28 protein-coding genes are annotated in these 25353 nt (G+C 67.2%); 14 read left to right on the top strand and 14 right to left on the bottom strand.

The genetic code is table 11. The annotated features are described in order from the left end of the window. Window positions 1-25: 25 nt before the first annotated feature. Genes cydB through ACUJB0_RS23175 form a run of 4 tightly spaced genes read right to left on the bottom strand, consistent with a single transcriptional unit; the run spans window position 26 to window position 3774 of the window. Window positions 26-1162 (bottom strand): cytochrome d ubiquinol oxidase subunit II, encoded by a 1137-nt coding sequence (gene cydB / locus ACUJB0_RS23160; RefSeq protein ID WP_444847271.1) that lies wholly within the window; start codon window positions 1160-1162, stop codon window positions 26-28. Continuing rightward, complete coding sequence (locus tag ACUJB0_RS23165) at window positions 1155-2726, bottom strand: cytochrome ubiquinol oxidase subunit I (RefSeq protein WP_444847272.1); 1572 nt, start codon at window positions 2724-2726, stop codon at window positions 1155-1157. The genes cydB and ACUJB0_RS23165 overlap by 8 nt, the downstream gene beginning before the upstream one ends. Then, on the bottom strand, window positions 2723-2896 hold the full coding sequence (cydP, locus tag ACUJB0_RS23170; protein WP_444847273.1) for a cytochrome oxidase putative small subunit CydP: 174 nt from the start codon (window positions 2894-2896) through the stop codon (window positions 2723-2725). The genes ACUJB0_RS23165 and cydP overlap by 4 nt, the downstream gene beginning before the upstream one ends. A gap of 2 nt (window positions 2897-2898) precedes the next feature. Then, the gene (locus ACUJB0_RS23175) at window positions 2899-3774 is read right to left on the bottom strand and encodes an MBL fold metallo-hydrolase (protein ID WP_444847274.1); all 876 of its coding nucleotides are present in this window, start codon (window positions 3772-3774) and stop codon (window positions 2899-2901) included. A gap of 177 nt (window positions 3775-3951) precedes the next feature. Here ACUJB0_RS23175 and ACUJB0_RS23180 point away from each other — a divergent pair, with 177 nt between their 5' ends. Then, complete coding sequence (locus ACUJB0_RS23180; RefSeq protein ID WP_444847275.1) at window positions 3952-5244, top strand: sigma-54 interaction domain-containing protein; 1293 nt, start codon at window positions 3952-3954, stop codon at window positions 5242-5244. Window positions 5245-5265: 21 nt separating this feature from the next. On the opposite strand, the gene ACUJB0_RS23185 is transcribed toward ACUJB0_RS23180, so the two are convergent. Further along, complete coding sequence (locus ACUJB0_RS23185; protein WP_444847276.1) at window positions 5266-5481, bottom strand: hypothetical protein; 216 nt, start codon at window positions 5479-5481, stop codon at window positions 5266-5268. A gap of 101 nt (window positions 5482-5582) precedes the next feature. Here ACUJB0_RS23185 and ACUJB0_RS23190 point away from each other — a divergent pair, with 101 nt between their 5' ends. Next, window positions 5583-5678, top strand: coding sequence for a hypothetical protein (locus ACUJB0_RS23190; RefSeq protein WP_444847277.1), 96 nt, complete (start codon window positions 5583-5585; stop codon window positions 5676-5678). Between the two features lie 19 nt (window positions 5679-5697). Here ACUJB0_RS23190 and ACUJB0_RS23195 read toward each other — a convergent pair whose 3' ends face one another. After that, window positions 5698-6192 carry a MarR family winged helix-turn-helix transcriptional regulator gene (locus ACUJB0_RS23195; RefSeq protein WP_444847278.1) on the bottom strand — a complete coding sequence of 165 codons (495 nt, stop codon included), beginning with the start codon at window positions 6190-6192 and terminating at the stop codon, window positions 5698-5700. Between the two features lie 127 nt (window positions 6193-6319). Between ACUJB0_RS23195 and tagF the strand changes: the two genes are divergently transcribed. The 3 genes from tagF (at window position 6320) to ACUJB0_RS23210 (ending at window position 9908) form a co-directional block, all read left to right on the top strand. After that, on the top strand, window positions 6320-8524 hold the full coding sequence (gene tagF / locus ACUJB0_RS23200; protein WP_444847279.1) for a type VI secretion system-associated protein TagF: 2205 nt from the start codon (window positions 6320-6322) through the stop codon (window positions 8522-8524). A 77-nt stretch (window positions 8525-8601) separates the two neighbouring features. Next, the gene (locus ACUJB0_RS23205) at window positions 8602-9351 is read left to right on the top strand and encodes a substrate-binding periplasmic protein (protein ID WP_444847280.1); all 750 of its coding nucleotides are present in this window, start codon (window positions 8602-8604) and stop codon (window positions 9349-9351) included. 86 nt (window positions 9352-9437) lie between these two features. Beyond that, entirely contained in the window at window positions 9438-9908 is a 471-nt protein-coding gene (locus ACUJB0_RS23210; RefSeq protein ID WP_444847281.1) for a cache domain-containing protein, read from the top strand. 45 nt (window positions 9909-9953) lie between these two features. Here the strand turns inward: ACUJB0_RS23210 and ACUJB0_RS23215 are convergent, their stop codons facing one another. Both ACUJB0_RS23215 and ACUJB0_RS23220 read right to left on the bottom strand, forming a co-directional pair. Continuing rightward, the gene (locus tag ACUJB0_RS23215) at window positions 9954-10526 is read right to left on the bottom strand and encodes a flavodoxin family protein (protein ID WP_444847282.1); all 573 of its coding nucleotides are present in this window, start codon (window positions 10524-10526) and stop codon (window positions 9954-9956) included. A gap of 32 nt (window positions 10527-10558) precedes the next feature. After that, window positions 10559-10981 (bottom strand): ester cyclase, encoded by a 423-nt coding sequence (locus ACUJB0_RS23220; protein ID WP_444847283.1) that lies wholly within the window; start codon window positions 10979-10981, stop codon window positions 10559-10561. A gap of 95 nt (window positions 10982-11076) precedes the next feature. Between ACUJB0_RS23220 and ACUJB0_RS23225 the strand changes: the two genes are divergently transcribed. Next, window positions 11077-12012, top strand: a complete 936-nt coding sequence (locus ACUJB0_RS23225; RefSeq protein ID WP_444847284.1) for a LysR family transcriptional regulator — start codon at window positions 11077-11079, stop codon at window positions 12010-12012. Here ACUJB0_RS23225 and ACUJB0_RS23230 read toward each other — a convergent pair. Together ACUJB0_RS23230 and ACUJB0_RS23235 are read right to left on the bottom strand one after the other, a co-directional pair. After that, window positions 11996-12799, bottom strand: coding sequence for a DUF2145 domain-containing protein (locus ACUJB0_RS23230; RefSeq protein WP_444847285.1), 804 nt, complete (start codon window positions 12797-12799; stop codon window positions 11996-11998). The two genes, ACUJB0_RS23225 and ACUJB0_RS23230, sit on opposite strands and share 17 nt — an antisense overlap. Then, the gene (locus ACUJB0_RS23235) at window positions 12796-13278 is read right to left on the bottom strand and encodes a hypothetical protein (RefSeq protein ID WP_444847286.1); all 483 of its coding nucleotides are present in this window, start codon (window positions 13276-13278) and stop codon (window positions 12796-12798) included. The genes ACUJB0_RS23230 and ACUJB0_RS23235 overlap by 4 nt, the downstream gene beginning before the upstream one ends. Window positions 13279-13414: 136 nt before the next feature. On the opposite strand from ACUJB0_RS23235, the gene ACUJB0_RS23240 reads away from it, so the two are divergent. The 5 genes from ACUJB0_RS23240 to ACUJB0_RS23260 all read left to right on the top strand — a co-directional run bounded on the left by ACUJB0_RS23240 (window position 13415) and on the right by ACUJB0_RS23260 (window position 16479). After that, window positions 13415-14431 carry a M14 family zinc carboxypeptidase gene (locus ACUJB0_RS23240; protein ID WP_444847287.1) on the top strand — a complete coding sequence of 339 codons (1017 nt, stop codon included), beginning with the start codon at window positions 13415-13417 and terminating at the stop codon, window positions 14429-14431. Next, on the top strand, window positions 14428-15198 hold the full coding sequence (locus ACUJB0_RS23245; protein WP_444847288.1) for an alpha/beta fold hydrolase: 771 nt from the start codon (window positions 14428-14430) through the stop codon (window positions 15196-15198). Before ACUJB0_RS23240 ends, ACUJB0_RS23245 begins: the two co-directional genes overlap by 4 nt. 12 nt (window positions 15199-15210) lie before the next feature. Beyond that, window positions 15211-15489: a YkgJ family cysteine cluster protein gene (locus tag ACUJB0_RS23250; protein WP_444847289.1), complete on the top strand. Its 279-nt coding sequence runs from the start codon at window positions 15211-15213 to the stop codon at window positions 15487-15489. Window positions 15490-15594: 105 nt separating this feature from the next. Further along, complete coding sequence (locus ACUJB0_RS23255; RefSeq protein ID WP_444847290.1) at window positions 15595-15816, top strand: hypothetical protein; 222 nt, start codon at window positions 15595-15597, stop codon at window positions 15814-15816. Between the two features lie 3 nt (window positions 15817-15819). Then, complete coding sequence (locus tag ACUJB0_RS23260; RefSeq protein ID WP_444847291.1) at window positions 15820-16479, top strand: hypothetical protein; 660 nt, start codon at window positions 15820-15822, stop codon at window positions 16477-16479. A gap of 33 nt (window positions 16480-16512) precedes the next feature. Here the strand turns inward: ACUJB0_RS23260 and ACUJB0_RS23265 are convergent, their stop codons facing one another. Next, window positions 16513-18117 (bottom strand): M64 family metallopeptidase, encoded by a 1605-nt coding sequence (locus ACUJB0_RS23265; protein ID WP_444847292.1) that lies wholly within the window; start codon window positions 18115-18117, stop codon window positions 16513-16515. Between the two features lie 136 nt (window positions 18118-18253). Then, a complete protein-coding gene (locus ACUJB0_RS23270; protein ID WP_444847293.1) occupies window positions 18254-18385 on the bottom strand; it encodes a hypothetical protein in 132 nt (43 codons plus the stop codon). A 144-nt stretch (window positions 18386-18529) separates the two neighbouring features. On the opposite strand from ACUJB0_RS23270, the gene ACUJB0_RS23275 reads away from it, so the two are divergent. Then, a complete protein-coding gene (locus tag ACUJB0_RS23275) occupies window positions 18530-19426 on the top strand; it encodes a LysR substrate-binding domain-containing protein (protein WP_444847294.1) in 897 nt (298 codons plus the stop codon). 15 nt (window positions 19427-19441) lie between these two features. On the opposite strand, the gene ACUJB0_RS23280 is transcribed toward ACUJB0_RS23275, so the two are convergent. Continuing rightward, window positions 19442-21670 carry a glycoside hydrolase family 3 N-terminal domain-containing protein gene (locus ACUJB0_RS23280; RefSeq protein WP_444847295.1) on the bottom strand — a complete coding sequence of 743 codons (2229 nt, stop codon included), beginning with the start codon at window positions 21668-21670 and terminating at the stop codon, window positions 19442-19444. Between the two features lie 125 nt (window positions 21671-21795). Between ACUJB0_RS23280 and ACUJB0_RS23285 the strand changes: the two genes are divergently transcribed. Next, entirely contained in the window at window positions 21796-22617 is an 822-nt protein-coding gene (locus ACUJB0_RS23285) for an NAD-dependent epimerase/dehydratase family protein (RefSeq protein ID WP_444847296.1), read from the top strand. A gap of 6 nt (window positions 22618-22623) precedes the next feature. On the opposite strand, the gene ACUJB0_RS23290 is transcribed toward ACUJB0_RS23285, so the two are convergent. Beyond that, window positions 22624-22968 (bottom strand): hypothetical protein, encoded by a 345-nt coding sequence (locus ACUJB0_RS23290; RefSeq protein WP_444847297.1) that lies wholly within the window; start codon window positions 22966-22968, stop codon window positions 22624-22626. A gap of 183 nt (window positions 22969-23151) precedes the next feature. On the opposite strand from ACUJB0_RS23290, the gene ACUJB0_RS23295 reads away from it, so the two are divergent. After that, the gene (locus ACUJB0_RS23295) at window positions 23152-25272 is read left to right on the top strand and encodes a hypothetical protein (protein ID WP_444847298.1); all 2121 of its coding nucleotides are present in this window, start codon (window positions 23152-23154) and stop codon (window positions 25270-25272) included. The last annotated feature ends 81 nt before the right edge of the window (window positions 25273-25353 follow it).

Consider the following 25353-nt stretch of genomic DNA (forward strand, 5'->3'; position numbering starts at 1 on the left):
CTCCCTCATTCAAGTCGTCGCGGCGCTAGTAGGCGCTGTGCTGGTTGGCTTCGATCTGCGCGGCGGTGACCTTGCCGCGCATGACGCGATAAGCCCATCCGGTGTACAGGATGATGAGCGGCATGAAGAGCAGCGCCGCCCAGAACATGATGGCCAGGCTCAACTGGCTCGAGACGCTGTCCCACACCGTCAGGCTGGCGTTCGGCATCGACGACGACGGCATCACGAAGGGGAACATCGAGGCGCCGGCGGTGCCGATCACGCCGGCCACGCCGAACGACGAGGCCACGAACGCGGCCAGCGTGCGGCGCCTCAGCAGCAGCAACGCCGCCAGCGCCGGTCCGCCCAGCCCCGTCGCCGGCAACAGCCACAGCGCCGGCTGGCGGCCATAGTTCGCCATCCAGGCCCCGGCCTCGCGCACCACCGACTTGCCGAGCACGTCCGGCAGCGCGGCGCCGTCCACCACCGAGGTGATGCGATAGCCATCGATCCACTGCAGCCAGACCCCGGCGGCCACGAAGCCGAGCACCATGACCACGGCCGCGCCCACCGCGCCGCGAATGGCGCGTTGCTGCAACACGCCTTCCGTGCGATGGGCCAGGTAGGCGCCGCCCTGCAGCGTCAGCATCGCGCTGCCGACCACGCCGCACAGCAGGGCGAAGGGCCGCAGCAGTTGCCAGAAGCTGCCGCTGTAGCTGGACACCAGATACGCGTCGAACCGGAACGGCACGCCCAGCAGCAGGTTGCCGAAGGCGATGCCGAACACCAGCGGCGGCACCGCGCCGCCGACGAACAGGCCCCAGTCCCAGGTGCCGCGCCAGCCGGCGTGCCGGATCTTGCTGCGGTAATCGAAGCCGACCGGCCGGAAAAACAGCGCCCACAGCACCAGCATCATGGCCCAGTAAAAGCCGCTGAAGGCGGTGGCGTACACCACCGGCCAGGCCGCGAACAGGGCGCCGCCGCCGGTGATGAACCAGACCTGGTTGCCGTCCCAGTGCGGCCCCACCGTGTTGATCACCACGCGCCGCTCCAGGTCGCTGCGGCCGACAAAAGGCAGCAGCGCGCCCACCCCCATGTCATGGCCGTCCATGATGGCAAAGCCGATCAGCAGCACGCCGACCAGGACCCACCAGATGATTTTCAGTGTGGCGTAATCAAGCATGGTGCAGCTCCTTGAGCATGGCGTCGTGGGCGTAGCGGCCGGTGCCCAGGCTGCCCGGCCCCAGGCGCGCGAATTTGACCATCAGGAACATCTCGACCGCCAGCAGCAGCGTGTAGAAGCCCACGAAGCCGGCCAGCGAACCGTACAGGTTGCCGACGCCGAGGGTGGAGACGCTCAGGTGGGTCGGCAGGACGCCGTAGATGGTCCACGGCTGGCGGCCATACTCGGCGACGAACCAGCCCAGCTCGCAGGCGATCCACGGCGCCGGCAGCATCCACAGGGCCCAGCGCAGCAGCCACGGCCGCTGTGTGCCGGCCGCGCCCAGCGTGCTCCGGAACGCCAGCGCGAACAGCGCCAGCTGCGCCACGCCCAGCCCGACCATCGCGCGGAACGCCCAGAACATCGGCGTCACGCGCGGCACCGTGTCCTGCACCGCGCGCTCGATGATGGCGGGCGTGGCCTGGTTGACGTCCGCCACGTACTTCTTCAACAGCAGGCCGAAGCCCAGGTCGGCCTGGTAGTCGTTGAAGGTGGCCAGCGCGTGCGCGTCGCCGCGCTGCCGGCGCAACGCTTCCAGCGCGTTGACGGCCACGATGCCGCGCACGATGCGGGCGCGGTTCTTTTCCCGGATCTCGTGGATGCCCGGGATCTGCCTGCTCACCGAGCGCGTGCCGATCAGCCCCATCAGCCAGGGCACGTCGATTTCCCAGTCGTTGCGCGACGCCGCCTCGTTGATGCCCGCCACCAGCGTCAGGCCGGCCGGCGCCGGCTTGGTGTCCCACATGGCCTCCATCGCGGCCAGCTTGGTCTGCTGGGCCTCGCCCACCGTGTAGCCGGACTCGTCGCCGAGAACGATCACGCTCAGCGCCGACGCCAGGCCGAACGCGGCGGCCACCCTGAAGCTGCGTTTGGCGAACTCGACATCGCGCCGGCGCAGCAGGTACCAGCTGGAGATGGACAGCACGAACACCGACCCGGTCACGTAGCCGGCCGATACCGTGTGGACGAACTTGGCCTGCGCCACCGGGTTGAACACCACCGCCCAGAAGTCCACCGTCTCCATGCGCATGGTCAGGTAGCTGAACTGCGCGCCCACCGGATTCTGCATCCAGCCGTTGGCGACCAGGATCCACAGCGCCGACAGGTTGGTCCCCACCGCCATCAGCAGGGTGACCAGCAGGTGCTGCCGCCTGCGCAGCCGGTCCCAGCCAAAGAAAAACAGGCCGATCATGGTGGACTCGAGGAAGAACGCCATCATGCCCTCGATGGCCAGCGGCGCGCCGAAGATGTCGCCCACATAGTGCGAGTAATAGGCCCAGTTGGTGCCGAACTGGAACTCGAGCGTGATGCCGGTGGTCACGCCCAGCGCGAAGTTGATGCCGAACAGCTTGCCCCAGAAGCGGGTCATGTCTTTCCAGATCACCTTGCCGGTCATCACGTACACGCTCTCCATGATGACCAGCAGCCACACCATGCCCACGGTGAGCGGCACAAATAGAAAATGGTACATCGCGGTGGCCGCGAACTGCAGCCGCGACAAGTCCACCAATTGGTCTGAAATCACTTGTGTTCTCCTGTATGCCGGGGCGGCGCGCCCACCCGGTCGGCCATCGCGCCGGCGTCGACGTCGACGCCGGCATCCCTGACCCATGCCCACCACAGGACGGCCAGCAGCGCCAGCTTGAGCAGCACCGCCACCGCCAGGTGGCGCAGCAGTCGTTGATCGGTCTCCATCGTCACACCGCGTTCAGCGGGATCTTCAGGTAACGCACGCCGTTGTCCTCGGCGGGCGGCAACTGGCCGGCGCGCATATTCACCTGGATCGCCGGCAGGATCAGGGCCGGCATCTCCAGCGTGGCGTCGCGCGCGCTGCGCATCGCCACGAACTGCTCCTCGCTGATGCCGTCGCGCACATGGATGTTGGCGTGCCGCTGCTCCGCCACCGTCGTCACATAGGCCAGCGGCCGGCCGTTCGGGCGGTAGTCGTGGCACATGTACAGCCTGGCGTTCGCGGGCAGGCTCAACACCCGATTGATCGAGCGGAACAAGAGGCGCGGGTCGCCGCCCGGGAAGTCGCAGCGGGCGGTGCCGTAATCCGGCATGAACAGCGTGTCGCCGACAAACGCCGCCGGCTCGTCGGCGCCGTCGACCACATAGGTCATGCAGGCCGGCGTGTGGCCCGGCGTATGCCAGGCGCGCGCGCTCAGGTTGCCGATCCTGAACACCTCGTCGTCGGCGAACAGGTGGTCGAACTGGCTGCCGTCGCGGGCAAACTCGCTGCCGGCGTTGAACAGCTTGCCGAACACCGTTTGCACCTGGCGGATGTGGCCGCCGATGGCGATGCGTCCGCCCAGCTGCTGCTTCAGGTAGGGCGCGGCCGACAAGTGGTCGGCATGCGCATGGGTCTCCAGGATCCACTCGACCTTGCCGTCGAGGGCCCGCACGCGGGCGATCAGCCGGTCGGCGCCGGCGGTGCCGGTGCGGCCGGATGCGGGGTCGTAGTCCAGCACGCTGTCGATCAGCGCGCAGGCGCGGGTCTGCCGGTCCTGCACGATGTAACTGATGGTGCTGGTGGCCTGGTCGTAAAAGCCTTCGATATACAGTGGTTCCACGTCGTTCTCCTCGGGACGGATGCCTGTCTAAGTACAAATCCCGTGCCAGCGGCCGCGCGCGGCTAAGTTTTTGATTTGGCGCAGATTTTTTCACGCAGGGAGAAGCCGCTGACAGCTTTGCGCGTCAGTGGCATACTGCCAGTGGCAGACGTGGCAGTCATTTCCTGGAGCTTAACCATGACAGATTCAGAACTATTGCAGGCGCCCGAAGTGCGGGCGCTGATTTCCTACCTCGACCACGAGGCCGCGCCGATGATCGTCATGAACACCGCGTATCAGATCCTGGCCGCCAACACGGCGTACAAGCGGCAGTTCGCGGTGGCCGGCAAGCCCTATCTCGGCCGCACCTGCTACGCCGTTTCGCACCAGTTCGCGGTACCGTGCGACCAGGCCGGCGAGCATTGTCCGCTGCAAAGCGCGCTGGCCACGCGCGCGCCGGACCGCGTGCTCCACATCCACCACACGCCCCGCGGACCCGAGCACGTGGACGTGGAACTGCGGCCGATCGTCGATGCCGGCCACCGGGTGATCGGCTTTGTCGAGCGCCTGCAGACGGTGCGGCAGGCGTCCGCGCGCGCCAGCCGCAGCGGCCTGGTGGGCCAGTCGCCGGCGTTCAACCGCGCGCTCGGCGAGCTGCAGCGGGTGGCGCCGTCGACGCTGCCGGTATTGCTGCTGGGCGAATCGGGCACCGGCAAGGAACTGTTCGCCCGCGCGCTGCACGAGGCCAGCGCGCGCAGCGCCGGGCCGTTCGTGGTGATGGATTGCTCCGGCCTGAGCGAGACGCTGTTCGAGAGCGAAGTGTTCGGGTATGAAAAGGGCGCGTTCACGGGCGCGGTGTCGCGCAAGGCCGGCTTGGCCGAGACCGCCAACGGCGGCACGCTGTTCCTCGACGAGATCGGCGACGTGCCGCTGGCCATGCAGGTCAAGCTGCTGCGCCTGATCGAGTCCGGCACCTACCGCCGCGTCGGCGGCGTCGAGACGCTGCGCAGCGACTTCCGGCTGGTGACCGCCACCCATAAGCCGCTGGCGCGCATGGTGACCGACGGCCAGTTCCGCCAGGATCTGTACTACCGCATCGCGGCCTTTCCCCTGCAACTGCCGCCGCTGCGCGAGCGCCACGGCGACATCGGGCTGCTGGTCGAGTCGCTGTTGCAGCGCGGCGGCAACGCCGGCGTGCATCTGGCGCCGGACGCGCTGGCCGCGCTCGACGGCTATCACTGGCCGGGCAATATCCGTGAGCTGCGCAACGTCATCGAGCGCGCCCGCCTGTTTGCCGACGATGGCGAAATCAAGGCCGCCCATCTCGGCCTGGGCGCGCGGCCGGCGGTGCACGCGCCGGCAACGCTGGCCGACGACGACTTCGCCGCCTACGTGCGGGGCTTCAACGGCACGCGCAAGGCGCTCGCCGCCGCGCTGGGCTGCAGCGAGCGCACCCTGTACCGCCGCCTCAAGCAAGCCGGGTTGGCGTAGCCGCGCGGCCCGCCCGCGCAATCAATCTACTTTGAACGGCCGCATTGCCGGCATCAGCGGCATCCTCGGCGGCGTGCTGCGGCCGCGCCGTGGCGACCTCGGCTGGCGACTGGCGTTCACCGCTGGTTTGCTGGCCGCGCCGCTGCTGTACCGCGCCTGGACGCCGCTGCCGGCCGTGCAGGTCGACGCCGGCCACGCCACGCTGCTGCTGGCCGGCTTGATGGTGGGCATCGGCACGCGCTACGGCGCCGCCTCGACCGCCGCCTGGTGCTGGGCAGCCTGCTGTTCGGCGCGGCTGGGGCCTGGCCGGCTACTGCCCCGGTCCGGCGTTAAGTTCTGTGGCCACCGGCGGCTTGCCGCCGCTGCTGTTCGCTGGCGCCATGCTGGCCGGGATGGGATGGTTCGAGCTGGCCGAGCGGCGCGGCGCGCGGTGAAGCACGGGCCCGGCCCGGCTCAGTCCTTCGCCAGCCCCTGGATGAGCTTGGCCAGCAGCCGGTCGAGCTCGCTGCGTTCCCGCTGGTCGAGGCCGGACAGCGCGGCCAGTTCATTGGCCACATGTTGCGGCACGATTTCGTTGATCAGGTCGAGCCCTCTGGCGGTCAGCCGCACGCGCACGCCGCGCCGGTCGGCCGGGTCCGGGCGCCGCTCGATCAGGCCGGCCTCCTCAAGCCGGTCGAGGCGGCTGGTCATCGCGCTCGACGTCATCAGCAAGCCTTCGTACAGGTCGGTCGGCGTCAGCTCGTAGGGCGCGCCGGCGCGGCGCAGCGTGGCGATGACATCGAACTCGCCTTTCTGCAGACTGTAGCGGGCGGCGAAGGGGCCGAGCCAGTGCTTCTCCAGCAAACGGCCCGCCTGCAGCAGCGCGCCAACGGTCGCCATCACCGCGCTGTCCAGCTCCGGGTATTCCCTGGCCCACTCCGCCTTCATGCGTTCAATCCGATCCTGCATTCGCTCTCCCAATCCGCGCTTTCATTCCAGCCGACATGGTAACGCCTTTGTGCCCGCTTGACCTGGTATCTCGACAGTGAGATACTTGTCTCGATATCGAGAATCTTTTTACCGAGAGACATGCCGCATGAACAGATCGTTGCCCGCCACCTTCCTGCCAACCCTCGCCATCATCGGCCTGGCGCTGAACCTGCGTCCCGTGATGGCGGGCGTGGGCCCCTTGCTGGACCAGATCGAGGCCGCGACCGGCCTGAGCTCCACGCAGGCGAGCCTGCTCACCGCGATCCCGGTGGCGGTGATTGGCCTGTGCGCCCTGTCCGGGCGCCGCCTGCGCGCCTGGTTCGGCGAACGGAGCGGCACCACGCTGGGCGTGGCGTGCATCGCATTGGCCTGCCTGGCGCGCCTGGCCTGGCCGTCCAGCACCGGGCTGATCGCGACCGCCGTGCTGGCGGGCGTCGGCGTGGCCCTGGTCCAGGTGCTGCTGCCGGTCTTCATCAAGCGGCGCTACGGCGGCGGCGCGGGCGCCATGCTGGGGCTGTACTCGACCGGCATCATGGGCGGCGCCGCCATCGCCGCGGCGTCGTCGGCGCCGGGCGCGGATTGGCTGGGCCTGGGCGGCGCGCTGGGGCTGTGGGCGGTTCCGGCCCTGATCGCGCTGCCGCTGTGGATCGCCGCCACCCGCCAGCCCGAGCGGCGCGGCCAGGCGCCCGCCGGCGCGGCGCCGCCGCTGTCGTTGTGGCGGCGCGCACGGGCCTGGGAGCTGCTGGTGTTTTTCGGCATCGGCACCGGCGCCTACACCCTCGTGCTGGCCTGGCTGCCGGCGTACTACACCTCGCTCGGCTGGGCGCCGGCCGACGCCGGCTACCTGCTGGGCGCGCTGACGATGACCGAGGTGCTGGCCGGGCTGCTGGTGTCGATGTTCGCGGCCCGCTTCCCGGACCGCCGCGTGCCGCTGCTCATCGTGCTCGCGCTGCTGATCGCCGGGCTTGTGTGCCTGGTCCTGGCGCCCACGCCGCTGGCCTGGCTGGCCTGCGGCCTGCTCGGCCTGGGCATCGGCTCGCTGTTTCCGCTCACCTTGATCCTGACCGTCGACCACCTCGACGATCCGCTGGAAGCTGGCGAACTGGCCGCGTTCGTGCAGGGCGGCGGCTACCTGATCGCCAGCCTGATGCCCCTGCTCGCCGGCCAGCTGCGCGACAGCCAGGCGGACCTGACCCTGGCGTGGCTGGCGATGGCCGCCGGCTGCCTCGTGCTGGTGGCGATGGCGCTGCGCTTTTCGCCGGCCTCGTATGCGACCGTATCATCCCTCCGCGCGGCGGCGGCGGGCAGCGATGGCGCGGCCATGAACCCGGCCTTCACGCCGGTCCAGGTCGGCTGGTTCGGCAAGCTGCCCGGCCGCGGCGACTTCGTCCGGGGCAGCGCGAATCCGGCCCAAATGCGGGAACTGGACGACTGGCTGTCGCAGGCAATGGACCTGATGGCCGCGAACGCGCGCTGGCAGCCGGCCTATGACGCCGTGGCGCCGCTGCATTTCGTGTTGGTCCGCCCGGGCGACCGCCAGGCGATCGGCGGGCACCTGGTCGCCAGCCGCGACCAGTCCGGGCGCCGCTATCCCTTCCTGATGGCCGGCGTGATGGAACTGGCCGCGCCGGACACGTTCCTGCCGAACTCGCCGCTCGTGCTCACCCGCCTGTGGCGCCGGCTGGAAGCGCTGGCCGCCACCGTCCACGATGCCGCCGATCCGGCCGCGTCGTTGCAAGCGGCCGCCGCGCAAGCGATCGCGCTCGACCTGCGCGCGGCCGCCTACGACGCCGCGTTCGAGGATTTCCTGGAACAGCAAACGCTGGACGCGCTCGACGCGCTGCTGGCGCCAGCGGGCTTCACCGGCGGCGCGCGCAGGGTGATGCTGGCGCTGGGCCTGCTGCTGCGGCCGCTGCTGGCCTGCGCTTCCGGACGGCTGGAGAAAAGCCTGGTGCTGCCGCTGCCGCAAGACCCGCTGCACCGCCATCCGGTGGCGGCGTTCTGGCTGCACCTGGCCGCGCCGTTCCTGGCGCGCACCGACGTCGCGCCCATCCTGTTCATCACGCGCCTCGCGGGCCGCCCCGCGCTGGTGCTGGGATTCGATGGCTTGTCCGCGCACACCTTGCGCGCCATCCTGGATCCCGCCGCCGGCCTGGAACGCCACATCACGTTCGACCAGCTGGACTGGGTCGAACCGCAAATGGACGCCGATCCGGCCATGCGGCGCCTGTCCGCCAGCCTCGCGCGCGGCGACGTGTCGCTGAAGTTCGCGCTGGAATCCATGGGCAAGGCATTTATCGGGCCGCGATAGCCGCGGGACGGACGGGGTGCGTATAATGGCCGCCAGGCGTACAAGTTCTTGGCGCCAGTCCAGAGGATTACCAGGGAATGAAGATGCTTCGCTTGCTGCTCTGGGTGGGGTTGATCTTGGCGTCGGCCACCGCTCACGCAACCGCCACGGTCACCTGCGTCACCGAGGAAAACCGCCCCGTCAATTTTTGGGAGAACGGCAAGGTCACCGGCTTCAGCACCGAGGTGGTCGAGGCCGTGCTCAAGGAAATCGACGTGCGGGCCGACATCCAGATCATGCCCTGGGCGCGCGCCTATGCGACCGCTCTGCACAAGGAAAACGTGCTGATCTTCTCGATCATGCGCACGCCCGAGCGCGAACACCTGTTCAAATGGGTCGGCGTGGTGTCCCCGCCCGACAGCTCCTATCTGTTCGCCCTGCGCGAACGCCACATCAAGCTCGACAAACTGGGCGACGCCCTGAACTACAAGATCGCCACCATCAACGGCGACGCGCGCGAGCAGTACCTGGAGTCGAAGGGCTTCGTCAAGGGCCGCCAGCTGCATGGCAACGCCCAGCCCAAAACCAACTACGAAAAACTCAAGCTGGGACGCGTCGACCTGTGGGCGATGAGCGACATGGTGGCCGAGGACATCGTACGGCGCGAGGGCGGCGAGCTGTCCAGGACGCTGGTGCGGGCGCTGCAGTTGACCGAGCTGGGCAGCGGCGGCAGCTACATGGCGTTCGGACCCCAGACCGACGATGTGCTGGTCGAGCGTTTTCGCAAGGGACTGGAGGCCATCAAGGCCAATGGCACGTTTGCAGCGCTGCAAAAGAAATGGTTCTGATGAGGCTGTTTTTGATCCAGATCAAGGGTTTTTCAGATCGTAATTCATAGTATGGTTCCTGGAAGAAACCCACAACGGAGACCACAATGAAACAGTTTATTTCTAAAATTTTGCTGCTGGCGATGACCGCGCTGCTGGCCACCAGCGCCTACGCCGCGAACGACCGCGCCAACGCGGAAGACTGCGTCGCGCTGGTCAAGAAGGCCGTGGCCTATATCAAGGCCAACGGCAAGGAGAAGGCGTTTGCCGAGTTCAACAACTCCAAAGGCCAGTTCGTCGACCGCAACCTGTACATCTTCGTCTACGATCTGAACGGCGTCAGCCTGGCCATCGGCAACGGCAACGCCTCCAAGATGGTCGGCAAGAACCTGATCGACATGCGCGACGCCGAAGGCACCTACATCATCAAGGGCCTGATCCAGACCGCCAAGACCAAGAACCAGGGATGGTTCGACTACAAGTGGCCCAACCCGGTCACCAAGGGCATCGAAGAAAAATCGAGCTACGTTGAAAAGGTGGACGACTACCTGGTCGGCGCCGGCATCTACAAGCAATAAAAAAGCCGCGCGGGCGGCCATCGCCCGCGCGGCCGGGTTACACCATCAAGCCAGCCGCGCCGCCAGTTCGGCCACGCGCTTGCCCAGCAGGCGGGCGGTCTCCAGGTCGCCGCTGCGCGGCGCTTCCTCGGGCGAGGCGTCCGACGGCGAAATCGCCAGCGCGCCGCCAAAGCCGGCGGTCCAGTTGACGTCGGCCGGGCCGTGTTCCTTCTTGTTCGACGGCAGCAGGCCGGTGCCGGTCCAGACCTGGCCGTGCTGCATGGCCAGCGTCCAGAAATACTGGATGGTGGAGAACTTGTCGCCGTTGGTCGACGCTGAATTGGTGAAGCCGGCGGCGACCTTGTTCTTCCAGTTCTGGCCAAACCACGCGGCCGACGACTTGTCGGCGAACTTCTTGAACTGCCACGCCGGGCCGCCCATGTAGGTCGGGCTGCCGTAGATGACGGCATCGGCCTTGGCGATGGCGGCCATCGCATCCTCGGTCAGGTCGCCGTTCTGGTCGATGCGGTACAGCGTCGCCTCCGCGCCGGAGACGCCGGCGGCGCCGGCCTGCACGGCTTCTGCCTGTTTGACGGTGTGGCCGTAGCCGCTGAAGTACACGATCGCGATAGTGGTCATAAAATTCCCTAAAAAAGTTATTGAACAGGGGGTCAGGCGCCGATCTGGTTCAACATGCCGAACCAGTCTTCCAGGTGCCAGGTGTGCGTAATGCGGTCCGCCCCCAGATAATGAAACTCATGGATCGCAATTGCAATAGGCTGATTGGTAGGGGCGATGCCGAAAAACTCGCCGCGGTGGGTGCCGGTGATCAGTGCGCGCACGGCGGCGCGGCCGTCGCGGCCGAAGATGTCGAGGATGGCGATGTGCACGTCCGGGAAGGCGGCGCCGAACATCGCGACCACCGGCTTCATGCCGGCCAGGCCGGGTTGCTGGCCGGGGCCGAGCGGCGTGTCCTGCCAGTCCTGCACCAGCGCCTGGTCGAGCAGGTCGGGATTGCGCTCGTTGAAGGCGCGGTACAGCGTTTCGATGGCTTGCTGCTGGGCCGTGGTGAGGCCGTTTTCCTGCATGGTCATGGTGGGCTTTCTGTATCGGTGAATGACCCGGCCACTGTAGCAATCCGCCCCCACGCAAGTCCAATCGATAATGGATATGCGGTATCATCCACCGCATGGATTTACATGGAATAGACCTCAACCTGCTGGTGGCCTTCGACGCGCTGATCTGCGAGCGCAACGTCACGCGCGCCGGCGTGCGCATCGGCCGCACCCAGCCCGCCATGAGCGCGGCGCTGGCGCGACTGCGCCTGCTGCTCAAGGACGACCTGTTCGTGCGCAGCGCCAGCGGCCTGCAGCCCACGCCGCGCGCGCTGGAACTGGCGGCGCCGCTGGGCGAGGCGCTGGCCAGCATCCAGCGCACGCTGGAGTTCACGCAGGCCTTCGAGCCGTCGCGCGCGGCCGTGCGCTTCACGCTGGCCCTGTCCGACCATCCGGCCGTCGTCATGCTGCCGGCGTTGCTGGCGCGGCTGGCGCACAAGGCGCCCGGCGTCACGCTGCGCATCAAGTCCTTCAGCGCGCGCGAGGACGCGCTGGCGCTGCTCGACGCCGGCGAGGCCGATGCGGCGGTCGGTGTGCCGGGCGGCAGCACGCCGCGCATCCCCACGCTGCCGCTGTTCGAGGAACGCTTCGTGTGCGTGGCGCGCAAAGGCCATCCGCTGGCCGGCAAGAAGCTGACGCTGAAACGCTTCCTGAGTTGCCAGCACCTGCTGGTGTCGCCCGAGGGCGACGGCGTCGGCCACGTCGATGTCCGGCTGGCGCAGTTGCAGCGCCGGCGCCAGGTGGCCGTGACGCTGCCGCAGATGTACGCGGCGCCGGCCATCGTCGCCGGCGGCGACCTGCTGGCGACCATGATGGAAGGCGTGGTGCGCGCCAGCGGCATGGCCCGCGCGCTGGCGGTGCTGCCGCTGCCGCCGGAGCTGGACCTGGAGCCGGTGCCCTTCGTGCTGCACTGGCACCGCCGCAACGACGCGCATCCGGCGCAGCGCTGGCTGCGCGAGCAGGTCGCGCTGGTGTGCCGCGAGCTGTATGGCGTCAGCGGCGGCCCTTGAGCTCCTGCACGCGCCAGCCGTCCTCGCGCCCGCGCAGGAAGGCCAGCATCGAATCGACCGTCACCGCGTTGATGCGGTCGGAGAAGCGCAGCGCGTTCGGATGGTCGTCGAAGGCGATGTTGGCCTTGAACACGCGCCCGCCCAGCCGCGTCAACGGGCCGATGTGCATCTCGGTCGGCGTGTAGCCCGCCATCTTCAGCCACGACTGCGCCTGTTCGCGCGTGCGGATGCGAAAGTCCGTGGCCTCGGCCGACGCCATCACCTCCAGCACCCACTGGTTGGAGTTCTGGTACTTGGTCGAGAACGGATAAGCCACCATGCTGTAATGGCTGCCGTGGAAGCCGTGCAGCGTGGCCGGGTCGCGCAGGATCTCGCCCAGCTTGGCGGCGATCTTCGGCGGCGGCACGATCACCAGCGCGTCCAGCGTGAACGGATTCTCCAGGAAGAAGTTGGCCAGGCCGTCGACCCACAGCGCGGAATCGGCGGTGCCGCATTCGTTGAGCAGTTCGTACACGCGCCACGGCTGCCCCGGCGCGCCGCGGAAGGCCAGGCCGGCGTGGCTGTACTTCAAGCCGTACTTGGACAAGTCCTGGCCCTGGCGCGCGATCATCGCCACGTCGCTGCCGGTGGCGTCGAGCGCGGCCTGCAGCGACTGGCCGGTGGCCAGCGCCTCGGTCAGCGCGGTCTGCGTCACCGGATGTTCTTCGCACGAGCGCCCGGCATGCGCAGGCGCGGCGGCCAGCATGGCGATCACACCGGCCGCGCCCAGCAAGGCGCGCGCGCTCATTGCGGCGGCAGGCGCTTTTGCGACAACAGCGCTTCGCCCAGTGCGTTGGGAATAAAGGCCACCACCTTGCCCGAGGCGATCAGCAGGGTGCCGGTTGTTTCGGACACCACCTGCACCGTGGTGCCGACCGACAGGCCGATCGCGTCGACCGTCTTGCCGGCCAGCTTGACCGACAGCTTGGCCGCCGAGCTGACCGAGGTCAGGACGACCTCGACGCCGTTCGCCACGCTCTGGCCGACGCCGCTGACGACGTAGGCGCCGCCGATCACCACCGCCATCGAGCCGGCGGCCGGACCGGAATCGCCCTGCGCCGACGCGGTCACGCTGACCACGGGCGCGGCCAGGATGGACATGGTGCCGACCGAGATTTGCTCGGAAGGCGTGAAGTTGGAGACGCCGCCTGCGGCGATCGCCGCGGCGCTGGCCAGCGCCAGCACGGCGCCGGCGACGGTGTTACGAAGTGCTGCACTTGCTGTCATGCGTAAGTCTCCGGATTTGATCTGATGCCAAGATGTTCCCAAGAGCATAACATTAAATACAAAACAACTTTTAACTCGTCGCCAAGCGTGTGGGAGTGGGCTACACTATCGGTCACACCCATCCGCGTCCGCCTCCATGCCCGAGAAGAACCTGCCCGAGCTGATCACCCTGAAACGCCTGATCGACGAAGGCGGGCGGCATCTGGAGGTCGGCACCTCCTGCACGGTGGCGATGGACGGCCGCCAGTTCCCGGTCTACAGCATCGCGCTCGGCAATCCCAGCCCGGACGTGCCGGCGCTGGGCTTCTTCGGCGGCATCCACGGACTGGAGCGCATCGGCACCCAGGTCATCCTGTCGTTCATGGAAAGCCTGCTGGCGCGGCTGCGCTGGGACAGCACCCTGCACCAGCAGCTCGAATCGATGCGGCTGGTGTTCATGCCGCTGGTGAACCCGGGCGGCATGTGGCAGGCCACGCGCTGCAATCCGCAGGGCGTGGACCTGATGCGCAACGCGCCGCTGAGCGCGGTCGACAAGGTGCCGTTCATGCTGGGCGGGCAGCGCTACAGCCACCACCTGCCCTGGTATCGCGGCAAGGCCGGCGCGCCGATGGAGGCGGAAAGCCAGGCCGTGTGCGAGCTGGTCGAGCGCGAGCTGCTGTCGCGCCAGTTCAGCATGGCGCTTGACTGCCACTCCGGCTTCGGCCTGCGCGACCGCATCTGGTTCCCGCACGCGCACACCACCGCGCCGATTCCGCACCTGGCCGACATCGGCGCGCTGGAACAGCTGTTCAGCCAGAGCTACCCCAACCACAACTACGTGTTCGAGCCGCAGAGCCGCCAGTACCGCACGCACGGCGACCTGTGGGACTACCTGTACCTGAACGGCACCAGCTACAGCGAGCGCGTGTTCCTGCCGCTGACGCTGGAGATGGGCTCGTGGCTGTGGGTGAAGAAGAATCCGCGCCAGATCTTCGACCGCATCGCCATCTTCAACCCGACCGCCCGGCACCGGCTGCAGCGGGTGCTGCGGCGCCACCTGATCTGGTTCGACTTCCTGATGCGCGCGGCCAACAGCCACGGGCGCTGGATGCCGGAGGGGATGGCGCGCAAGGTCCAGCACCGGCGCGCGCTGGCGCAGTGGTACGACGCGTGAGCCGCTGGGTCCTGCTGCGCGGCCTGATGCGCGAACAGCGGCACTGGGGCGCCTTCCCCGGCCAGCTGGCGGCCGCGCTCGCGCTGCCGGAGGCCGCCATCGTCACGCCCGACCTGCCCGGCAACGGCGAACGCCACGCGCTGCGCAGCGCCACGCGGGTGGCGCAGATGGTGGAGTTCTGCCGGCGCGACCTGCAGGCGCGCGGTGTGAAGCCGCCCTACTCGCTGCTGGCACTGTCCTTGGGCGGCATGGCGGCGGTGGAGTGGTGCAGCCGCTATCCCGGTGAAGTGGAGCGTTGCGTGCTGATCAACACCAGCATGCGGCCGTACAGCCGCTTCCACCAGCGGCTGCGCTGGCGGAATTATCCGGCCATCGTCAACCTGATGCTGCGCGGCGGCGTGGAGCGGCAGGAGCGCCTGATCCTGCGCCTGACCAGCCGTGGCGGCGACGCCGCCGCACGCGAGGAACTGCTGCAACGCTGGCTGTCGTATCAGCGCGAGTATCCGGTCACGCGCGCCAACGCGCTGCGGCAGCTGTGGTCCGCCGCCCGCTTCCGCGCGCCGGCCGCGCGGCCGGCGGTGCCGCTGCTGGTCCTGGCCGGCGCCGGCGACCAGCTGGTGGACCACGGCTGCTCGCTGCGGCTGGCGCAGGCATGGGATGCGCCGCTGATGGTGCACCCCGACGCCGGCCACGACCTGCCGCTGGACGATGGCCCGTGGGTGGCGGCATCGATCGCGAAATGGATGGCGGCGGAAAAAGGGGCGTAAAATTACGTCCCTATGAAAACCACACCGCCCGCACTGGACTGCCGTCCCAACTGCGGCGCCTGCTGCACGGCGCCCTCGATCACCAGCCCCATCCCCGGCATGCCCGACGGCAAACCAGCCGGCGTGCGCTGCATCCAGCTGGCCGACGACAACCGCTGCAAGATCTTCGGCCGCCCCGAGCGCCCGGCCTTCTGCGGCGGCCTGCAGCCGTCGGCCGAAATGTGCGGCGCCGACCGCGAGTCCGCCATGCTGTGGCTGGCCGACCTGGAGCGCGCGACAACGCCTGCCTGAGCACGCGATGTCAACGCCAGGTGTGCTAAACTTGATCAAATCCGATATACCTTATCGTAGACGCGTCTTCTTCGCCTGTTTGTCTGACTCACCGAGCAAACAACCATGTTTAAAAATTATCCACCATCCCCAACCGCCAGCGGCAAGCAAACAAAGCACGAGCGGGAAATGGAAATTCTGCGAGCTCACCATGAGCGAGTATTAAAGGATAAGGCCTTACGTGAAGCAACGTTGGTTGGCGCAGGAGTGTTCGTGCGCACCGTCGACGGTAGCCTTGCCGTTGCGAAGCCGTACGACAAAGTCATTGTTCCAAAGCGCGCCACCTGACAAATGTACGGACGTCCCGGCGTCATTTATGGTTTTCATGGCTGCGACAGGCGCATCGGCGAAGCTGTGCTAGCTTCCCACACGAACCATTTGAAGCCGAGCAAAAACGACTACGATTGGTTGGGACATGGGGTGTACTTCTGGGAGGCCAGTCCTGAACGAGGCTTGGAATTTGCACGCGCTGCCAAAGTTCGTAAGAAAATTTCTCACGGAAGAATACGCTACCCCTATGTCGTGGGCGCAGTGATTGAGCTAGGTAATTGCTTGAACTTGCTCGACCATGCAGGACTGATGGAAATGCGCACAGCCCATCAAATGCTCAAGTCGCTAGCCGACGCAGAAGGAAAGCAACTGCCCACCAACAAGTTCAAGGACAAAAGTGGCGCGTACCTTGTCCGAGCCTTGGATTGCGCGGTGCTGGAATATCTGCATCAAATGCGCAAGGATGCGAACCTGCCAGCCTATGACACGGTTATTGGTGCCCTTTGGGAAGGCAACGACCTTTATGATGAAGCGGGTGTCACCGATAAAAATCATATGCAAATCTGTGTCCGCAATGAGGAATGCATTCGCGGCTACTTCCGAGTTCGAGAGCTGGAAGGAATCAACCTTTCGCAATGGGATAATCATCCCTGCCGCGCGCGCACAAAGTCATTGCCATAGACCGCCCCTTAGGGCGGCCTTCCACCGCCCCCGCTACGGCTTGGTATAGCTATAGGTCAGCGAGTAGGCGCCGCTGCCGGTCACCGCGCTGACCATCGCGTAGTAGTAGCCGGCCGGGGCGTTGTAGGTCAGCGTCTTGTTCGGTGACGTGCCCTGGCTGGCGGCCACCTGCGCCCAGCCGTTGGCGCCCCACTGGTACAGCGAAACCCGGAAGTCGGTGCCCACCTTGCCGCTCAGGTTCAGCGTGAAGGCGCCGGCCGCCGCCTGCACCCACCCGGGCGCCGCGCTCGGCGCGTAGGCGACGCCGCCGCTGGCCAGCACGCCGGTCTGCGTGATGCCTCCGCCGCCGGTGTACTGCGCGAACACCTTGGTCGCCGCCCCTTCGTTCACCGCGTGCCACGGATAGCCCAGCATCCGCATGCGCGAGTTCTCGGTCGGACGGTATTTGCCGCTGGCGCAGTACTGCGCGCCCTGGAACACGCCCACCGTGCCGTTCGGGTACGCGCCCGCGCTGGTCGGCACCGGCGTGCTGGCCGAGATCAGGCCGCGCCACTTGACGCTGCGCGTGCCGTTCATCGTCACGTCCGGCTCGGCCGGCTCGCCATTCAGGCTGCAGGTGCCGTAGTCGTATTCGTCGGCCAGGCCGAACGCGGTGTGGCCGATCTCGTGCAGCGCGATCTCGATCGATTGCGTCGCCATCGACAGCGTGGCGACCTGCCCGCCGGAGCCGCCGTAGCGGGTGGAGTTGGCGACCACGATGATCACGTCGCGCTCGTCCGGCGCCAGCACCGAGCCGACGATGTCCTGCACCTTGTCGTTGTCCACGCACAGCAGGCGGTCGATGTTGTAGCAGTTGAAGGAGGCGTCCATCGCGGTGTCGCGGTAGATGCCATTGTCCGGTTCATCCACGCCGGACTGGTTACTGGCCACGTCCACGCGCCGCACGTTCATGTTGGCGCGGTTGGCGGCGAACAGCGGATCGGCCAGGAAGCCGTCGATGACCTTCTGCGCGTCGGTATGCCACTTGTCCATTTCCGCCGCCGTGTAGCCGTCGCCGACGAACACGTAGTCCATGCGCGCGGCGGCCGGGCCGGTGCTGAGGATGGTGGTGGCGTTGGCCGCCGGCGTCAGCGCGGCGGCGCGCGCGGTGCGCGATGTGCCGGCCAGCTTGGCCAGTGCGGCGCGGTCGAACCTGGCCAGCGGCGCGGCGGCGACGGCCGCGCTCATGCCCTTGGCGCTGGCGCCCTGCACCGGCAGCACCTCGATGCTGGCGGTGGCGCTGTCGAACGGCATCGAGACCTCGAACGAGCCCGATGGCTGGCGCACGGTTTCGGCGATGTCGATGGCGCCGGTGCGCTGGTTGAAGACTTCGACGTGGCGCTGCTGGCTGCCCGCCACCGTGACCTCGTGCAGGATGGCGCCCTGCGCATCGCGCGCGACCACGCGCCACTGCGCGCCGGCCGCCTGATTGCGCACGTCGGGCGTCAGGGCGAAGTTGCCGATTTCCGCGTGGCGCGCGCTGAACACGGCGCCGTTGCGGCCATCGGCATAAGACAGGCGCAGCGAGATATTGTCGGCGCTGGCGGCGCCCGTGGCCAGCAGCGCTGCCAGCGCCGCCGTGATGCGTAGGTGATTCATGGTGTCCCCTTGGTTTTTGTAGTGGAGCACCGATTGTCACGCTGTCGCCCGCCGCGCAATTGCGCAATGCCGCGCAACTTGTACAAAGCTGCTGCCATCGTCGATGGCTGTTGCGCGCCCGCCGCGCCGGGCCGGATCAGCGCAACATGACCAGCTGCGCGAACATGCGCATCAACTCCGCCGAGTATTTTGACGTCGGCACCGGCGCCGGGCGTGGCGCGGCCGGTTTGCAGATGCATGGCGGGGTGACGGTGTGGGTCTGGAACATGGCAACCTCCTCGTTGAATGGTGCGCCGATGTCGATAAATTCTTGTGCATGGAGTTTTATCAGCGCATGAGGTATATTTTCCTCCCGCATGCACTCGTGATCAAACGAGTAATTTTCGAACCATGCATAAGGAAAACTTAGCCTATGACCAAACCGCTGCGCTCACTCTCCGGCCTGATCGACTTCGATTGCGCCGCCCGCTGGGGCAGCTTCAAGCTGGCCGCGCAGGAGCTGCACAAGACGCCGGCGGCGATCAGCCTGCAGGTCAAGCAGCTGGAGGCGGCGGTCGGCTTCGAACTGTTCACGCGCCACCCGCGCCACATCGCGCTGACCGACAAGGGACAGGAACTGGCGGTGACGGTGGCGCGCATGCTGGGCGAGCTGCGCGCCAAGGTGACGGCGCTGCAGGACGGCGACGAGGAAAAAATCCTGCGCATCTCCACCACCCATTCGCTGGCGATCAAGTGGCTGGTGCCGCGCATCCACCGCTTCACCACGCTGTATCCGGAGCTCGACATCCGCATCGATTCCAGCGACCACCTGGCCGACATGGAGGACGGCAGCACCGATGCCGCGCTGCGCTTCCATCCCATCGAGGACGGCGATCCGGACCTGATGTTCCGCGAACGGCTGGTGGCGGTCTACAGCCCGTCGTTGCTGGCGCCCGGCCAGGAGGCGCTGACCTTGGCCGACCTGCAGCGCTTCCCGCTGCTGCATGAACACAGCACCGAGGACTGGATACAGCTGCTGCGCGAGAACCATATCCTCAAGGGGAAATACGATTTCTCCCGCAGCTACAGCAACTTCGCCGTGCTGACGCAGGCGGCGCTGGCGGGACAGGGCATCAGCCTCGTGTCCTACGCCATCGCGTATGAAGACATCCGCACCGGCGCGCTGAAGATGCTCGCCTGCCGCTGCGCGCCCTACCCGCGCGGCTACCGGTTGGTGGTCAACCGCAGCAAGGAGGGCACGGCCAAGATCGCCCGCCTGCGCGCCTGGCTGAAGGACGAAATCGACGAGATGCGCCGCTCGCTGGATTGACGCGGCGCGCCCCGGCTATCGCGCGGGCAGCAGCTTGAGCGCGCCCTCCAGGCGGATATCGTCGGAGGCGCTGCCGACCATCAGCTTGAAGTCGCCCGCCTCGGCGCCCCACACCAATTGGCTGTTGAAGAACGACAGCAGCTCGCGGTCGATGGTGAAGCTCACGCGGCGCTGCTCACCCGGCCGCAGATGGATTTTCTGGAAGCCCTTCAGCTCCTTCACCGGCCGCGCCACCGAGGCCACCATGTCGCGCAGGTACAGCTGCACGATCTCGGTGCCCTCGGCCTTGCCGGTGTTGGCCAGGTCGAACGACAGCGTGACCTGCTGCGACGGCGACATCTCCGCGCTGCTGACCGTCAGGCCCGAATATTTGAACGATGTGTAGCTCAGGCCATGCCCGAAGGCGTAACGCGGGCTGTTGACCGAATCGATATAGCCCGATTTGTACACCACGTCCTTCTCGTCGGTGACCGGCCGGCCGGTGCTGGGCTGCGCGTACGACAGCGGAATCTGGCCGACGCTGCGCGGGAAGGTGATCGGCAGTTTGCCGGACGGGTTGTAATCGCCGAACAGCACATTGGCGACCGCGTTGCCGCCCTCGCTGCCGGGGAACCAGGCGTAGACGATGGCGTCCGCCTGGTCGGCGATGGTGTTGAACACCAGCGGACGGCCGGCCAGCATCACCACCACGACCGGCTTGCCGGTGGCCTTCAGCGCGGCGAACAACTGCTCCTGATGGCCGGGCAGGGTGATGTCGGTGCGGGACTTGGCCTCGCCGCTCATGTCCCAGGTTTCGCCGACGGCCAGCACCACCACGTCCGCCTTGGCCGCCGTGGCGACGGCGTCGGCAAAGCCACCGCTGTTGGCGCAGCCCGCGCCGCAGGCCTGCGCGTAGCTGACCTCCGCCTTGCCGGCGTGGCCTCGGATGCCTTCGAGGATGCTGACCACGCGTGCACGTTCCTCCCCCACCACCCAGCCGCCTTCCAGGTCGCGCCGCGCGTCGGCCAGCGGACCGATGACGGCGATGCGCTTCGCATCGCGCGACAGCGGCAGCGTGCCGCCCTCGTTCTTCAGCAGCACCAGCGATTTCTGCGCCACGTCCAGCGCGGCGGCGCGGTGCGAAGGATCGGCCAGCACGGCCTTCTCGCGCGCGGCGTCGGCGAAGCGGTAGGGATCGTCGAACAGGCCAAGCTCGAACTTCTTGTACAGGATGCGGCGCACCGCGTCGTCCAGCGTCTTCATTTTCACCTTGCCGGATTTGATCGACTGCTCAAGGTGATTGAGGTGGGCATAGCTCTCCATGTCCATGTCGCTGCCGGCGTTGATGGCTTTGACCGAGGCGTCGGCCAGGTCGCTGGCGTAACCATGCGGCACCATCTCGCGCACCGAGCCCCAGTCGCTGACCACGAAGCCCTTGAAGTTCCAGCGGCCCTTGAGCACATCGCGCTGCAGGAAGCTGTTGCCGGTGGCCGGCACGCCGTTGAGCGTATTGAAGGAGTTCATGAACGTCGCCGCGCCCGCGTCCAGCGCGGCCTTGAATGGCGGCAGGTAGACCTCGAACAGCTGCTGCTGGCTCATGTCGACCGCGTTGTAGTCGCGGCCCGCCAGCGCCGCGCCATAGGCGGCGAAGTGCTTGGCGGTGGCCATCACGGCATCGGTGGCGCCCAGCCGCTTGCCCTGGAAGCCGTGCACCCGCGCGCGCGCGATGGCCGAGCCGAGGAAGGCATCCTCGCCCGCGCCCTCCATCACGCGGCCCCAGCGCGGATCGCGCGCGATGTCGACCATCGGCGCGAAGGTCCAATGGATGCCGGCGGCGGAAGCCTCGCGCGCGGCGATGCGGGCCGACTGTTCGATCGCCTCCATGTCCCACGACGCCGACTCGCCCAGCGGCACCGGGAACACGGTGTGGTAGCCGTGGATCACGTCCTGCCCGAACAGCAGCGGAATATGCAGGCGCGATTGCAGCGCCAACGCCTGCATCGCGCGCGTGTCGGCCACGCCTTTCACGTTGAGCATCGAGCCGACTTTGCCGGCGCGGATATCGGCCTGCGTGCGGGCGTCCTCGCCGCTGGCCGGGCCGGTGTGCAGGCCGCCGGATATCTGGTGCAGCTGGTCGACCTTCTCGGCCACCGTCATCTGCCGCATCAGCGCGGCGACTTTGCTTTCGATCTGCGCATCCTGCGCGCCGGCCAGCAACGGCAGCAGCGCCGCGGCCAGGGCCAACGTGGTCTTCTTCATGGTCATTGTGCCTTCCTGCTGAAAAATTCAGCGTTCGTCGTAGGAAGCCTTCCCCTGCGAGGAAAGCGATTGACCCCGCCAATATATCCGCTATACTTCAGGTTAAACGTTTAACTACATTTCTGAAAAAAATGACCGAGACCTCCAGCGCAAAGCCATTCAAACGTATACTCCTCACCGGCGCCGGCGGCGGCCTGGGCACCATCCTGCGCGAGCGCGCCAAGGCGTGGGCCGACGTGGTGCGCCTGAACGACGTCAAGGATCTCGGTCCGGCGCGCGAGGGCGAGGAAATCGTCATCGGCGACCTGGGCGACCGCGACGCCGTGCTGGCGATGATGGACGGCGTGGACGCGGTGCTGCACTTCGGCGGCATCTCGGTCGAGGACAAGTTCGAGCCGATCATGAACGCCAACATCCTCGGCCTGCACCACCTGTACGAGGCGGTGCACAAGTGCGGCGTCAAGCGCGTGATCTACGCCAGCTCCAGCCACGTGGTGGGCTTCTACGAAACCACGCAGCTGGTCGACACCAGCATGCCACTGCGGCCCGACGGCTTCTATGGCGTGTCGAAGGCCTTCGGCGAGGCGCTGTCGCGCTACTACTACGACCGCTTCGGCACCGAGACCGTGTGCCTGCGCATCGGCTCCTCCTTCCCCGAGCCGAAGAACAGCCGCATGATGGTCACCTACCTGGCCTACGACGACCTGGTGGAACTGATACGCTGCGCGCTGTTCACGCCGCGCGTGGGCCACACGATCACCTTCGGCACCTCGAACAACGCGACCAAATGGTGGGACAACAAGCACGCAGCGCACCTGGGCTACGTGCCCAAGCACAGCTCCAGCGAGTTCGCCGCCAACTTCCCGGACAGCGCAGCCTACCCCGCGCCGGACGATGCGCCAACCATCTACCAGGGCGGCCCGTTCGTCACCGCCGGGCCGATGTACAAATAAGCCACGTCACTCCGCCTTCATCGCCAAGTGCTTGATGGCGCGGTTTTTTCCAATTGTGGCCGTCACCAGCAGCGCCTTGCCGCAACGCGCGCGGTACAAATAGCTGCGCTCCTCGCCGTCGACCGTGCGTTGCAGCAGCTCCAGCGGCGGCGCTGCCTTCGCCGGACAGGCGCGCAGCAGCGGCGCCTCCGCCGCCGCGGGATCGGCCGCCATGGCCGCGACGGCGGCGGCCACCTGCCGCGTCACTTCCGGCTCCGCATCCTCGATCGGCCCCGGCACCTGCGCCATCGCGCACCCAGACCCCAGCGCCGCCAGCGCAACCGTCAACAGCGGGATAAACAGCCTGGCCATACGCTCCCTTTCGTTGGATATTTGGGATCCATCTTAGCGCCGCGCGCCCCGCGCCGCCATGTCTCATTTTTAACAGAACTCCACAAAATGTCTAAAAAGACCTGATTTTACAAACGGCAAAAAGCCGTGGCTATACTCGTCTGGCAGCCCCATCAACCCGATCTCTACAGGAGTCCACGCAGCATGCGCCCATTTGCCCGTCCTCTACTTGCATCCCTGATCGTGCTGGCCTACGCGGGTTCCGCGCACGCCGACAGCTATTCCGTTGACAACCTCACGCTGTTCTCCGGCACCGCCGCCACCTCGGCCGACGAGGTGCTGCGCCAGAACGCCAGCCGCTACGGCCTGCCCGCCTCGCTGAACAACCTGGGTCTGGTGAAGGTGCAGGAATCGCTCACCGGCAAGCACTACCACTACCAGCAGATGCTGCGCGGCCTGCCCGTGGACCGGGCCGAGATCATCGTCTCCATCGGCAAGAACGGCCAGCTGCAGAAGATCTTCAACGAAACCCGCCACATCTCCGACAAAGTGGACGCCAGCGCCGTCAATCAGCTGTACAACCAGGCCCAGATCAGCGAGGACCAGGCATTGGACAAGGCCTGGACGAATATGAAGGTGCAGCATCCGCTGGTGGCCGCGCCGTCGTCCGAACTGGTGTGGGTGCCAACCAAGGACGGCGTGCAGCTGGCGCGCAAGGTGCGCATCGAGGCGCAGATGCCGACCGGCGGCTTCGTGCAATTCCTGAACGCGCATGACGGCACGGTGATCGGTTCCTATTCCACCTCGCTGCCGCGCCGCGGCAAGCGCTCGCTGGACGCCCGCGCCGAACTGGCCGGCCCGGTGCTGGACCGCCGCGCCGCCACCAAGGCGCTCAACGACAGCCAGACCGCGCATGGCCGCCAAGCCCTGCAAAGCGGCGCCGTGGCCACCGCCACGCCGTCCGGCATCAACGGCTCCGGCTACGCCTTCGATCCTGATCCGCGCACCGTCCTCAACACCGACGCGCTGACCGACACCTCGCCCGCCTCCGCCTTCGACGCCGCCTACTCGACCAAGACCCTGCGCGACCTGACGGTGACCAGCGGCGTCTACAAACTGAGCGGCCCGTTCGTCAACCTCAAGGACATCGAGTCGCCGAACACCGCGCCCAGCACCACCAACAACGGCGTGTGGACGGCCAAGCGCGGCAACGACGCCTTCGACGACACCAACGTCTACTTCCACCTGGACCAGAGCCAGCGCTACATCCAGTCGCTGGGCTTCACCGGCACCAAGTCCATCATCAACCGTCCGCTGGACGTCGACACCAACGGCGTCAACGGCGACGACAACTCGCACTACAGCGGCGGCGCGGCCGGCTCGGACTACCTGGCCTTCGGCCACGGCTGCGTCAACGACAGCGAGGACGCCGACGTGATCCTGCACGAGTACGGCCACGGCATCCAGGCCAACATCGACAGCAGCTGGAGCGGCGGCGACACCGGCGCCATGGGCGAAGGCTTCGGCGACTACTGGGCCGCGTCCTACTCCTACAGCACGCCGAACGGCAAGATCTACCACCCCGAGTGGGCCTTCAGCTGGGACGGCCACGGCGCCTGCTGGGACGGCCGCATGCTCAACCGCACCGACGCCAAGTACAACGCCAGCAAGACCTACGGCGCGCACCAGTCGGTGACCGAGGGCGGCGTCAGCTTCCAGTCGGATGAATTGTGGTCGGCGCCGCTGTACCAGGCTATGGTGGCGCTGATCGCGGCCGGCAAGCCGCGCGCCAACATCGACCAGATCATCCTGGAGGCGCACTTCGGCCTGGGCAGCAACATCAAGATGCCGGCCATGGCCACCGCCATCGTCAACGCGGCCAAGACCCTGTTCCCGTCCGACCTGACCTACGCCAACACCTTCCAGGCCAAGTTCGAGGCGCAGAACATCCTGTCGTCGGTGGTCAGCGGCCCGACCATCAGCGAGGTCGAGAGCAACAACACCACCGCCACCGCGCAGGCCATCACCACCGCCGGCACCACGGTCAACGGCACGATGAGCGCCTCGAGCGACGTCGACTACTACAAGATCGTGCTGCCGACCGGCAAAACGCTGGCCGTGACGCTGACCCCGAACGCCAGCTCGGACTACGACCTGGAGCTGTACAACAGCGCCGGCACCAAGGTCGCGTCCAGCGTCAACGGCACCGGCGCCGCCGACAGCGTCAGCTACGGCACCGCCGGCACGCTGTACGCCAAGGTCATCTACTACGGCGGCGGCACCGGCGCCACCAGCGGCAAGTACACGCTCAAGGCCAGCTGGTAAGCTGCCCGCACGGTCTTCCCGCATTGTCTTCCTTTGACGCCCCGCTCCGGGGCGTTTTTTCGTTGGGGCGCCGAAAACCGC

Source organism: Duganella caerulea, assembly GCF_040362985.1.
In the GTDB taxonomy this organism is placed as follows: domain Bacteria; phylum Pseudomonadota; class Gammaproteobacteria; order Burkholderiales; family Burkholderiaceae_D; genus Rugamonas; species Rugamonas vulcania.